Below are 12,717 nucleotides of genomic sequence, written 5' to 3' on the forward strand. Positions count from 1 at the left end.
CAAGGTCGTACGAGTATCGGCTCGGAACCAAGTCGATCCGACCCTGATGCGGCAAGGGGCCCGCTGCAGGGGTGCCACCCTCCGTCTCCGGCACCCCCCATCGCAACCGCTCAGAAGCCGAACCGCACCCCCACGCGATACGACCGACCGAGCAGATCGTAATAGGCATTGTTGTTGATCGCAGGGAGCGGCGGATCCTTGTCGGTCACGTTGTTGACCGTCAGATAGATCTCGGACCGCACGCCGTCGCGCCCCAGATCGTAGCTTATCCCGAGATTGAGATAGGTGACCGCGGGAATGATATTGTTGTTGATGCTGTTGAACAGCGTCGTGCTGTAGCCGCTCTGGTCGGGCCCGATCAGCGCATTGTTCTGATGGCTCTGGCTGATGTAGCGGACCTGCGCGTTGATATCGAATTTTGCCACGCGATAGTCGAGATTGGCGTTGACCGACCAACTCGGGAGCCCGGCGGTGCCGCCGAACAATGCGCCGGTCTGGCCGGCGCGGTTGACGCCGTTCGGATACAGCAGCGAAACGTCGGTCGAGGCGCGATATTCGATGACATGCGTCGCCTGCGTCGTGAACGAGAGCCGGCCTGGCAGGTTCGCGCTCACTTCGTTCAGCGGCTGCTGGACCGAGAAAGCGAAATCGAGCCCCTTGGTGCGGAATTCGGCGAAGTTCGCATTGGCGCCATTCACGCCCACGATCGCGCCGTTGGTCAGATCGTTGTTGGCGAAGATGATGAGCTGGCAATACGGATTGGTGGCCTGCGCCGATCCGCCGCCGAGGCAGTTCTGGATGATCGTCGATGGACCGATGGCACCGATCGCGTCGCGCACCCCGATCCGGTAGAAATCGACCGAGAATTGCACCCGATCCTTCAGCGCGCGCGGCTGCACGACGAAACCCGCGGTGAAGGTCTTCGAGACCTCGGGCTTCAGGTTCGTATTGCCGCCGGTGAAAGAGTCGAAGGCATACGCCGGCAGCGACACGAACGCCGGCCGAAGATCGGCGTTCGCCCCCGAGGTGACCGGCCGCGGCAATGTCGAGACATTGGCGGTGTACAATTCGGGCAGTGTCGGCGCGCGAATGTCACGCGACAGTGTCGAGCGGAACAGCAGGCCGCGGATCGGTTTCCAGGTGAAGCCGCCCTTCCAGGTCGCGACCGAGCCGGAGATGCTGTAATCGGTCACGCGCGCGGCGCCGTTAAAATCGATCGCGCCGGGCAGGCCGTCCGCCTTGAGCAGCGGGGCGATGACTTCGACATAGCCTTCCTTGACCGACTGGCCGACGCGCGGGAAGTTGCGCGGTGCGTGCACGCTGAACGCCCCGACCTGGCTGAGCGCATCGACGTTGGTTTCGAGCGTTTCACGCCGATATTCCGCCCCCACGCCGACGGAGACCGGACCGGCCCACGTCGAGAAGGGCTCGCCATTCAGGTTGGCATTGACCTCGGTCAGCGTGCTGAGGGTCTCCGCATGCGCCGATCCGAAGGCGTAATTGTACGCGGCCGGGCTGTAGCTCGCCTTGCCGAGGATGTTGATCGGCTGGCAGCCATTGCTCGGCGCACTCAGCGTCGAACGGCAGGCGACCGAGCCGACCGCGAGGCCCGACGTGCCGACGTTCGCCGCAGTCACCGCCACGGCGTCGATCGCGTTCAGGAAGTTGCTCGAGATCGACGCGTTCGAAACGTCCTGCGTGCTCTTGTTGCGGCCATATTGCGCGCTGAGATCCCAGTGCCAGGTCGATCCGAACCGGCCGCGCAGCCCGCCGGCAAGCCGCATCGTCTCGTTGGTGATGTCCTGCCGCGGTGGGCCGAAGTCGTTGCCCAGATAGCCGATGCTCAAGCCCTGCGCGGGAACCAGCGCCAGCTGCGCGGGCGTCAGCGCCTGGCGCAGATACGCATTGTCGGGACGCAAGTTGATGAAGGCCGAAGTGCCGCCGGTCGCCGCGCGGATCTGCGCGGTGATGTTGTGCGTGGTGACCTTCGAATAGAGCGGCTCGACCCAGGCGGTCAGAGCGTCACTGAAGTCGAACGTGACGTGCGCCAGCGCATTGTAGCGCTCGCCCGCCGCACGCAGCACCTGATACGGGTTGACGTTCGAACCCCCGATCATCGAAGTGCCGATCTGGCCCTGATACTGCCCCGCATCGAACGGCGCGGTGGTCACGGTGCCGTTTGCGCCAGTGACGAATTGCAGGTTGCGCAAGGCCGCCGGATTGCTCGCGACCGAGGGTGTGATCAGGCCGCCCGTGGTCAGCGTTCCGAACAGGACGTTGTTGGCGACCACATTGGCGGGTACTCCGGCGGCACGATTGGTCGGCAGCGAGACGAGCCCGGCATTCTGCCGACCCCATGCGCGCTTGGTGTTGAACAGGTCCGTACCGTTATTCTTGTTGTATTCGAATCCGAACACGACATGGCCGCGGCCATCGGCAAATTTGGTCCCGCCGGCGATCGACGCGAAATAGTCCTTGGCATCGCTATAGCGCGTCTGCCCGTATTGGACGTTGCCCTTGATCCCCTGCAGTTTGGTGTTGAGTTGCAGATTGACGACGCCGGCCACTGCGTCCGAACCGTAAGCGGCGGAGGCGCCTCCCGTCACGACATCGACCTTGTTGATCAGCGCGGTCGGGATGATGTTGAGGTCGGGGACGCTGGCGATTGTCTGGCCCGGAATCGTCACGCCAGGCAGACGCAGCCGATCGAGCAGCACCAGCGTGCGTACCGGGGTGAGCCCGCGCAGATCGACATTGTTCGCGCCGGTATTGGCGATGCCGCCGCCTTCCGGCGCCTGGCTGCGGCGGAACGATGGCACTTCGTTCAGCACGTCGGCGACGTTGACCGCGGCGCGCTGTTCGAGCGTGGCGGCGCCGATGACGGTGGTCGGTGTCGGGGCGGTGAAGCCGGCGCGATCGATCCGCGATGCCGTCACGACGATATCCTCGCCCGTCGCCGCGTCGGTCGGCGCAGTCGGCGCAGTCGGCGCAGTCGGCGCAAGCGCGTTTACAGGCCCGGCGGGGCCCGTCGGCGCCTGAGCTGGATCGGTCGGCGCGCTACCCGCGGGCGTCGCAATCTGGCCGGCGGCTAGCGGCTGGGTGCTGGCTTGGCTGAAGGAAGCGGTGGGGGCGCAGAGCGCCAAGACTCCAACCGATGCACATAAACCTGCTGTGAGCCGCATCCGGATATCCTCCCCTTGCCCTCCATATTTTTTGGAAGGTCGTCAAAGGCGTTGGTACCGACACGGGCAGGAACATCCAAATTGATTGATATAATCGATAACGATCACAATTTTCCATACACGCCGGAGATCGCAAGCGCGGCGGCAGGTTCGCGATCGTCCGGATCTGACGGGTCAGTCGGTGGATTCACAGCATGACCCCGCAACAGGATCTATCCGATAAATCGATCGTCACCCACTCGATTAAATTGTTTTGCGACTATCCGACCGCCGCCTATCGTCGCGGTAACGAACCTCGCCCTCCGCTCGCCACATCCATCCGGCGGCCGGAGCGAAGCGAGCGTCGAAACGGCGGAGCGCTGCTCTCGCCCAGAGGAAGAGGAGCGCCGTCCATTGCATGATTGCGCCCCCTCCCCCCGCTTATCGCGTGAAGCTTGTGACCGGGTGACCCCGTCGATCTTGCCAGCCGCCCCACGACCTCGATCAAGGAATGACAGATGACGGCGGTGAAACGACCTCTTCGGCTGACGTGGTGCCTGGCTGCCGCCTTGACCGCGCTTCCCACCATCGCGCTTGCCCAGGCGAGTGGCGACACCGCCCCGATCGTGAAGATCGACAGCGGCCGTATCGACGGCGCGCGCACGCCGGCGGGGATGAACGCCTATCTCGGCATCCCCTATGCCGCAGCGCCGGTACGCGATCTGCGCTGGCGGGATCCGCAGCCGGTCAAGCCGTGGCCCGGCGTGTATCACGCCGATCAGTATGCGCCGCAGTGTCTGCAGCCGCAGCGCGGCGTGCTGACCAACCAATATTCGGGCGCCGAGATCACCAGCGAAGACTGCCTGTATCTCAACGTCTGGGCCAAGCCCGGCGTCAACAAGGCCCCGGTTGTCGTGTTCCTGCATGGCGGTGGTTTCTATATCGGATCGGGCAGCATGCCGCTCTACGGCGGTGATGCCGTTGCCCAGCATGGCGCGGTGTTCGTCAACCTCAACTACCGGCTCGGCGTGATGGGCTTCCTGTCGCATCCCGAATTGACGCGCGAATCCACGCACGCGTCGTCGGGCGACTATGGCTTCCTCGACCAGATTGCTGCGTTGCGCTGGGTCAAGGCGAACATTGCCCGGTTCGGCGGGGATCCCGACAATGTGACGATCGCCGGGCAGTCGGCCGGATCGATGTCGGTGCTGGCGCTCCAGGCGAGCCCGCTCGCGACCGGCCTGTTCCAGCGCGCGATCGGCATGAGCGGCGCGTTGCTTGGCAATACCGGACCGGCCAAGATGCGCGCGCTCGGCGAGGCCGAGAAGGACGGGGTCCGCTACGCCGAACTGATGAAGGCCGGATCGATCGCGGATCTTCGCGCGATCCCGGGGGATCGGCTGGTCGTGCCGCGCACGCCGGGCGCGCCAGGCGTCGGCCCGATCCAGGACGGCTATGTCCTGCCCGCGCCGATCGAGCAGATCTTCGCTGGCGGCAAGCAGAACGACGTCCCGCTGATGCTCGGCTTCGCCAAAGATGAATCGCTCGGCGGCTTTGGGCCGGTCAAGGATCTCGCCGACTATCGCGCGCGTGTCGCGACGCGTTTCGGTACGCGGGCCGACGCTTTCCTGCGGCTGTATCCCGCAACGGGCGATGCCGAGGCCCGCACGCAGGCGCGTCTGGCGGACCGCGATTCGACGATGGTCGCGGCGATGCACGCCTGGGCGGTCGCCGCACCGCGCGCACGGTCGCGCGCCGGTCTACAGTTACATGTTCGCCCGCCCGCACAGCTATGCGGTCGGCGCCAAATTCCCCGACCTCGATCCGGCGACCGCGGGTTCGTACCACACCTCGGAAGTGCCCTTCTGGCTTGGCACGCTCGACAGCTTCAACCGCTATCGCACGACGCGCGCCTGGACCGCGGCGGACCGCGGGTTAAGTTCGGCGATGATCGACTCGCTGATCGCCTTCGCCCGCAGCGGCAACCCCGACACGCCCACGCTGCATTGGCAGGGGTTCGATCCGAAGCACCCACGCCTGCTCGAGCTCGGCGAGACGGCGCGGCCGGCCGATTGGCCTGCGGCGGAGAAGCTCGCCTTCTTCGAAACGATCGAGCCCAAGCCCTCCGCCCCGGGCGCGATGCGCGACTGATCGCACCTGACCTTCCCGTCTATCGTCCTGAGGATCCCGTCATGCCGTTCCTCCTCGATCGCCGATCGCTGCTCCACGGCGGCGCCGCCCTGACGCTTGCCGGGCTGTCGCAGCGCGCGCTGGCCGCCTCCGGCGAAGACAGTATCGTCGAGGTCAGCGAGGGACGCTTGCGCGGCGTACGTGCCGGCGGTGTCGCGGTGTATCGCGGCATTCCCTATGCCGGCAGCGTGGGCGGCGCCAATCGCTTCAGGGCCGCGCCGCCGCCCGTCGCCTGGACCGGAATCCGCGACGCGACGCGGCTGGGCACACCTGCGCTCCAGCCGCGCGGCGGAACGTACGGCATCGACGAGCCCGCGCCGGGCGAAGATTGCCTCGTCCTCAACATCTGGGCGCCCGAGGGCGGCGCACGCGCCAAACCGGTGATGGTCTATAGCCATGGCGGCGGGTTCAGCACCGGCTCGGCGGGCTCGCCGGTGCAGGACGGCACCAATCTCGCGCGCGATAATGACGTGGTCGTGGTGGCGACCAACCACCGCCTCGGGCTGCTTGGCTTCCTCTATCTCGACCAGCTGGCGGGCGCCGATTATGCCGGTTCGGGCAATCGCGGCGTGCAGGATATCGCGGTCGCGCTCGCCTGGGTGCACGCCAACATCGCGGCCTTCGGGGGCGACCCGAACAATGTCACGATCTTCGGCGATTCGGGTGGCGGGCTCAAGACCAGCTGCCTCTACGCGATGCCGCAGGCGGCGCGCTATTTCCATAAAGCGTCGATCGAGAGCGGACCCGGCGTCCGGATGATCGAACCCGATCTCGCCGCACAGACCACGCGCAAATTGCTCGACCATCTCGGCATCACGCCAGCGGCGTGGCGCACACTGCTCACCCTGCCCGCCGCGACCTTGCTCGATGCCCAGATCAAGATCGGGTCGCCCCCCAACGCGGCACCGACGAGATGGGGCGGACGCGCCGGCATGGGCGCGGGCACGCTCGGGTCGTTCGGCGCGGTGCGCGACGGGCATGTCCTGCCGCACCATCCGTTTGATCCGGGAGCGCCGACTTTCTCGCGCGACAAGCCGCTGCTGGTCGGCGGCAATCAGGAGGAGCAGATGTTCTTCTCGCTCGTCGCCCGCGATACCGCCGCCTGGACGCTCGACGACGCCGCGCTCGCCGCGCGCATGCGCCAGGCGTTCGGCGCCGAGGCCGACGCGGTGATCGCGACCTATCGCGGCGATCGTCCCGGCGCGACGCCGAGCGATCTCTATTTCGCGATCCAGAGCGACCTGTTTTCGGGCCAGGGTTCGACCGTCATCGCCGAACGCAAGATGCAGCAGCGCGCCGCCCCCGCCTTTCGCTACGTCCTCGCCTATCAGCAGGGCGGCCCGGTTCCGGGCTCAAGCGCCACGATGGGCGCGCTGCATGCAATCGACATCCCCTTCAAGTTCAACACCGTCGATGCCACGGTCGGCGGCCGCCCGCCGATCGCTGGCGCGCGACCCGAACGCCAGGCGATGGCCCGCACGATGAGCCACGCCTGGGCGACCTTCGCCCGCACCGGCACGCCTGCGGCACCCGGCCTCCCGGCCTGGCCTGCGTACGACCTGACGCGCCGGCCGACGATGTATCTCGATGTCGCGAGCCGCATCGTCGACGATCCGCACCGCGCCGAACGTATGTTCTGGCAGCGCGCGGGCTAGGCGAGCGTCGCCTAGCCCCGTCGATCACCGCGCGAGCGGCGCGACCTCGATCGCCGAGACGATCGCCTTGCCCTTGCCTGGCTTGAACCACAGATCGAGCACATCGCGCTTCGTCGTTACCGAGATCTGACGAACGACCGCGGTCATCGGCGCACCCGCCGCCTTGGCGACATCGAGGCCTGGGAGCGCAGTCCGATCATCGGCCAGCACGTCAAACACGCGCTCGCCCGGGGCTGCGGCCGGCTCGACGAAGGTCAATGTCACGCGGTAGCGGCCCTTGGCGACGGGCAGGCGATAATGGAAAACACCCTCGCGATAGGTGGCGACGATCGCGCTGTCCGGAGTGCCGGCGATCACCGCGGGCTGCGCAGGCTTGCCATAATCGGCCGGCTTGACGGTCGTGCCCGACTGCCCGCCGACGAAGAACGCGTCCGAACCATAGCGTGCCGCGGCACCCGGCGCCGCGACGAGTGCGCCGCTGTCGATCCGCCAGGTGCGGGCGGCGTCGGCCGAGAGCTGCCACGCGATCGCATCGTCGATCGTCTTGCCTGCGAAAGCGCCCGAGGCGCGCACCTCGTTTGCGCCTTCCCGCAACCGAACGTTCGGCCAGGTGCAGACATGCATCGGGCAGTCGGTCTTGGCGCCGAGCGCGACGCCGTTGACGCTGAGCGTCGTGCTCGGCGCGTTGCTGTAGCCGCGCACGTCGGTCGAGGCATACGCGCGGTCCTGATAGTGGCGGCCGGTGACGTAGACCGTCGGCTCGGCCGACCAGTTCGCCTTGTAGAGATAATAGGCGTCCTTGCGGGTGCGGTGGTCGTAATTGACCAGCCCCTTGGTGTTGATGTCCTCGGCATCGCCTTCGTGGCGCACGGTCGAGGCGAAGTCGAACCCGGCCCACAGCCATGTCGCCCACAGATACGGCTTGGTCGCGATCACCGCGAGGTTCTGCTCGTGGACCCAATCCTCGATTTCCTCCGGCTGGCTGCGGCCACGCGAATCGACCGGGCCGCCGAGTACGTTGTCGGTGTGGATCGCGGTCGATCCGCCGGCGCCATATTCGGTCAGCGCGAGCGGCTGGGTCGGACGCTTGGCGCGGAGCCCGTCGAGATTGCCCGCAAGGTCGGCCGGCGCCCCGAAATACCAGCCGAAATAGCGGTTCGCCCCGCTGACGTCGGTGACGCCGGCGGTGATCGGGACATCGACGCCGGGCGCGAACAGCCGCCCCTCGCAGCAGGTGGCGAGCGTCGTTGGGCGGTTCGGGTCGAGCTGCTTGGCGGTTGCGTTGATCTCGCGCAGCAGCGGCAGCGGATCGGGTGGGGAGCCCTTCGCGCCGGTCAGGAAGATCGGCAGCGAATTGCCGAAATCGACCTCGTTGGCGATGCCCCATACCGCGACCGAAGCATGGTTCTGGTTCTGGCGGACGAGCTCGGTGAGCTGCTGTCGGGCATTGGCGCGCAACCCCGCGGTCGCGACCTTGTCGGGCCCGAGCGTCCAGGCGGAGACGAGCGGGATTTCGTCCCACAGCACCAGACCATAGCGGTCGGCGAGATCGTGGATCGCCTGGCCGTGCTGATAATGCGTGAGGCGGATGCTGGTGACGCCCATCTCGCGCATCGTGCGGACGTCGGCCTCGACGTCGCTCGGGGCGGTCGCCCAGCCCTTGTCCTCGCGATCCTGGTGATAGCCGATGCCGCGCAGCGCATAGGGCTTGCCGTTGAGCAGGAAGCCGCGTTCGGGATCGATCACCATCTCGCGGATGCCGTAGGGCTGTTCGAGACGATCGAGCACGCGGCCGTCGCTGCCGAGCAACTCGACCGACAGCCGATACAGATAGGGATCGGCGACGCCCTGCCAGAGATGTGCCGCGGGGATCGCCAGCGACGCCTCGAGCGTCGCCGCGGCCCCACCGCGCAGCGCGAGCTTGCGTTCGACCGAACCTGCCGCCTTGCCGTCAGCATCGCGCAGCGTCGCGCGCATCAGCACCGGCTGGTTGCGCGCGCCATCATTCTTGAGCTTCACGCTGAGGTCGATCTGCGCGGTGCCGGCGGTGATCGCGCGGGTATGCGCATAGGCGCCGGGGCCGCCGGCATCGAGCATGTCGAGATGCACCGGATCGGTCGCGATCAGCCGCACCGGCCGATACAACCCACCCGGCACGAAGAAATCGCCCGTCAGCGGCAGCACGTCGGCGGTCGACGAGCCCGGCGCGGGCTTGGTATTGTCGGTCTTGACGACCAGCACGTTGTCGCCGGCCTTGGCAAGCGCATCGGTCGCATCAAGGCGGAAGCGCGAATAGCCGCCCTTATGCTCGCCGAGCAGCCGTCCGTTGAGCCACACGCTCGCGATCCGGCTCGCAGCGTCGAATTCGAGCCAGACGCGCTTGCCGGTGAAGCGCGCATCGGGGGTGAAGTGCAGCCGGTACCAGCCGATCCCCTGGACCTTGTTGACCACGCCCGGCAGGTTGATCCGCCCCTTGGTTGCCGGTCCGTAGACGCCGACGCGATTCCAGCTGTGCGGGACCGAGACCGTCGTCCAATCGGCATCGGCAAAAGCGCTCGCCTCGGCGCCCGTCGCGCGATCATCCTGGCGGAAGCGCCAGCCGTCGGCGAGCGGCATCACCGCGCGATCGCCAGCGGCGCGCAGCGCATCGGCTGCGGCGGACGGCGCCGACTGCGCGCTTGAGGACATCGGGGCGGCCAGCGCCACAAGGGCCACACCGAGCTGCAACGCGAGTTTCCCGGTCATACAATCCTGTCCTTCGTTGCGCGCGCCGAGCGCGCGTATTTTTCGTTATGTGCCGGGGCGTGAATTGGCACCACCCCGGTCGATCAGGCGTGCCGCGCCGCGGCGATGATCGGCCACACCGCGAGCGGCGCTACGATCGCACCGAGCACCGCGCCGAAGAGCGCCTTTATCGTTATCGCCGGGGCAGTCGGCAGCATCGCGGCACCGTGCAGCGCGCATAGCCCATAGGCGGCACCCCCTGCGATCGCCGCGCCGAGCAGCGCGAAAACGACCGCGCGCACCACGATTGGCTGAACCGCGCCGCCCAATTGCCGCCGCATCAGCAGCGCGGGGACGAGGCTCCCCATCAGCGAGACCATGAAGGCTTGCGGCAGGAAGTCCTGCCCAAGCGCATCCAGTCTCGGCGCCACCGAGATGCCGAAGACCAAAATGAAGAACACGATGCTCAGCGCCGCGTTGATGACAGCGCTGATCGCCGCCTCGCGCAACAGCAGCGCGCGCGCCGTCATCGCGCCGCGCCGGTCAGGACGAAGGATCGTTGCATCGTCCGCTCCTCAGATCGGTTCGGCAACGCGCACGAACATGTCGCGCGTGGCGGCGGCATTCTCGACCAGTGGGCCAAGCCCAAGCTGCCCCAGGCAGATGCTGCGGCTCGCCTCGACGATGTAGCGGCAACGCTCGACGCGCCTTGCATGAAAGGCGGTGAGCGCCGCATCGACCGTCTCGGCGCGCGCCAGTTCGTCGGCGAGCACGATCGAATCCTCGATCGCCATCCCCGCTCCCTGCCCGAGATGCGGCGTCGTCGCGTGGATCGCATCGCCGAGCAGCACGACCCGCCCCTTGTGCCACGCGCCCTCGAGAAACATCCATTCGAGCGGCTTGTAGACCACTTCGCTATCCTCGACGATCTGTGCGCGGAGCGCCTGGATCTCGGGTGCGGGAATGCCGGCGAGCGTGTCGGGCATCTTCGCCGCGATGCCCTCGACCGGATACCAGGGATTGCCCGGCTCGGCGGTCGTCACATACATGTACATCAGCGTGTCGGAGAGCGGGACCAGCCCGACCCCGGTCGGCCCCTCGAAGATCCGCATCCCCGTAAGATCGGGCAGCCGCGGAAAATTGTAGCGCCACACCGCCTGGCCGGTGAAGGTCGGCACCGGCGCCTCGGGAAACACCGTCTGGCGCGTCTGCGAATAGAGGCCGTCGGCGCCGATCACGAGATCGTAGCGCCCCTCAGACCCATCATCGAAGCCGACCGACACGCCAGCACCATCATCGTCGATCGTGTCCGCCGTCACCCCGAGCCGCACCACCGCGCCCGCCGCCTGGGTGCGCGCGCCGAGCACCGCATGCAGCGCGCGGCGACCGATCCCGACATTGCCGGGCAGTCCCTCGACCAGCCGCGGCGTCGGGATCTTGGCAACGACCTTGCCCGTCGGGATCGCGATCTCGAGATGGTCGAAGCCGAAGCCAGCCCCCAGATAATCCTCGATCAGCCCGAGCTCGGACATCGCGCGCACCACATTGCCCTGCTGGATGATCCCGACGCCGTAAACCGACCAGGTCGGGTCGCGCTCGATCACATCGACCGCGATGCCTTTCCCGCGCAGCGCGATCGCGGCGGTCAGCCCGCCGATGCCGCCGCCAATGACCAATGCCTTTTCGATCGAACGTCCCATGGGCTACCCCTCCTCATGCCGCTCGGCGCGGCTTGTCGGCAGATTTAGAGCGAGCGGGAAGCAAGCGGAAACTGATAGAACGAATAGAATTCGATCAGCTTTATTGCTGACTTACGCGGCGGCGCCATAAGCGATGCCGCGCTCGAGCCCGCGCAGCTCAGCAAGGCCGCGCATCCGCCCGAGCAGCGAATAGCCCGGATTGGTCGATCGCCCGAGATCATCGAGCATCTGGTGCCCGTGATCCGGCCGCATCGGGATGCTGCGGCCCCCACGCGTCGAGACGCGATGGACCGCCGCCATTACCGCGATCATTCCGGCATCGCCTTCGAGATGCGCCGCCTCGTGGAACGCGCCGTCGGGCTCGCGCTGGACCGAGCGCAGATGGAGGAAGCCGATCCGCTCGCCGAGCCGATCGACCATGCCCGGCAGGTCGTTATCGGCGCGCACGCCGAACGAGCCCGTACAGAAGCACAAGCCGTTCGACACATTGGGCACGCGCGCGAACAGGTCGGTGACATCAGCCTCGGTGCTGACGACGCGTGGCAGGCCGAAAATCGGAAAGGGCGGATCGTCGGGATGGACGACCAGGCGGATGCCGACCTCGTCCGCGACCGGGCAGACCGCCTCGAGAAAGGCGACATGGTTCGCGCGCAGCGTCGCCGCGTCGATCCCGGCATAGGCCTCGATCGCGCGGAGGAATTCGGCCGAGGTGAAGCCCTCCTCGCTGCCCGGGAGGCCCGCGATGATCGTGCGTTCGAGACGCGCGCGCGCCGCGTCGTCCATCGCGGCATAGCGCTCGCCTGCCGCCGCGCGGATCGCATCGTCATAATCGGCGGCGGCGTTCGGCCGGCGCAGGATGTGGATGTCATACGCCGCGACCGCGACCTTTTCGAAGCGCAACGCGCGCGCACCGTCGGGCAGTTCCCAGGCGAGATCGGTCCGCGTCCAGTCGAGCAGCGGCATGAAATTGTAGGTGACGACATCGATCCCGCATGCCGCCAGATTGCGCAGGCTCTGGCGATAGTGGTCGATCAGGCGGTCCCACTCGCCCCCACGCGTCTTCAGCCCCTCGTCGACGGGCAGGCTCTCGACCACTTTCCAGTCGAGCCCGGCCGCGACGATCTCGGCCTTACGCGCCGCGATTGCCTCCTGCGACCAAACCGCGCCGTTGGGCATTTCGTGCAACGCGGTGACCACGCCGGTCGCCCCCGCCTGGCGGATGCCCTGCAAGCTGACCGGATCCTTCGGCCCGAACCAGCGCATCGTCTGTGTCATCAACATGCGTTT

At 67.1% G+C, this 12,717-nt stretch carries 6 protein-coding genes and 2 pseudogenes; 3 read left to right on the plus strand and 5 right to left on the minus strand.

The features are described 5' to 3' along the window. Positions 1 to 110 precede the first annotated feature (110 nt). Positions 111 to 3,143, minus strand: coding sequence for a TonB-dependent receptor domain-containing protein (locus tag ACVWYO_RS22375; protein WP_457354594.1), 3,033 nt, complete (start codon positions 3,141 to 3,143; stop codon positions 111 to 113). Positions 3,144 to 3,835: 692 nt separating this feature from the next. On the opposite strand from ACVWYO_RS22375, the pseudogene ACVWYO_RS22380 reads away from it, so the two are divergent. The 3 genes and pseudogenes from ACVWYO_RS22380 to ACVWYO_RS22390 form a co-directional block, all read left to right on the plus strand. Continuing rightward, positions 3,836 to 4,648: pseudogene (locus ACVWYO_RS22380) on the plus strand (carboxylesterase family protein); the annotation flags it as partial. A 283-nt stretch (positions 4,649 to 4,931) separates the two neighbouring features. Then, positions 4,932 to 5,312: a carboxylesterase family protein gene (locus ACVWYO_RS22385; RefSeq protein ID WP_457355122.1), complete on the plus strand. Its 381-nt coding sequence runs from the start codon at positions 4,932 to 4,934 to the stop codon at positions 5,310 to 5,312. Positions 5,313 to 5,461: 149 nt separating this feature from the next. Further along, positions 5,462 to 7,006 (plus strand): annotated as a pseudogene (locus ACVWYO_RS22390) (carboxylesterase/lipase family protein); the annotation flags it as partial. A 24-nt stretch (positions 7,007 to 7,030) separates the two neighbouring features. On the opposite strand, the gene ACVWYO_RS22395 reads toward ACVWYO_RS22390, so the two are convergent. The 4 genes from ACVWYO_RS22395 to uxuA all read right to left on the minus strand — a co-directional run bounded on the left by ACVWYO_RS22395 (position 7,031) and on the right by uxuA (position 12,711). Next, the gene (locus tag ACVWYO_RS22395; RefSeq protein ID WP_457354596.1) at positions 7,031 to 9,751 is read right to left on the minus strand and encodes a glycoside hydrolase family 2 TIM barrel-domain containing protein; all 2,721 of its coding nucleotides are present in this window, start codon (positions 9,749 to 9,751) and stop codon (positions 7,031 to 7,033) included. 83 nt (positions 9,752 to 9,834) lie between these two features. Further along, positions 9,835 to 10,260, minus strand: coding sequence for a hypothetical protein (locus tag ACVWYO_RS22400; RefSeq protein WP_457354598.1), 426 nt, complete (start codon positions 10,258 to 10,260; stop codon positions 9,835 to 9,837). Positions 10,261 to 10,305: 45 nt separating this feature from the next. Further along, entirely contained in the window at positions 10,306 to 11,430 is a 1,125-nt protein-coding gene (locus ACVWYO_RS22405; protein WP_457354600.1) for an FAD-dependent oxidoreductase, read from the minus strand. Between the two features lie 111 nt (positions 11,431 to 11,541). Further along, a complete protein-coding gene (uxuA, locus tag ACVWYO_RS22410; protein WP_457354602.1) occupies positions 11,542 to 12,711 on the minus strand; it encodes a mannonate dehydratase in 1,170 nt (389 codons plus the stop codon). Positions 12,712 to 12,717: the final 6 nt, after the last annotated feature.

This window comes from Sphingomonas sp. UYP23, from assembly GCF_054059235.1.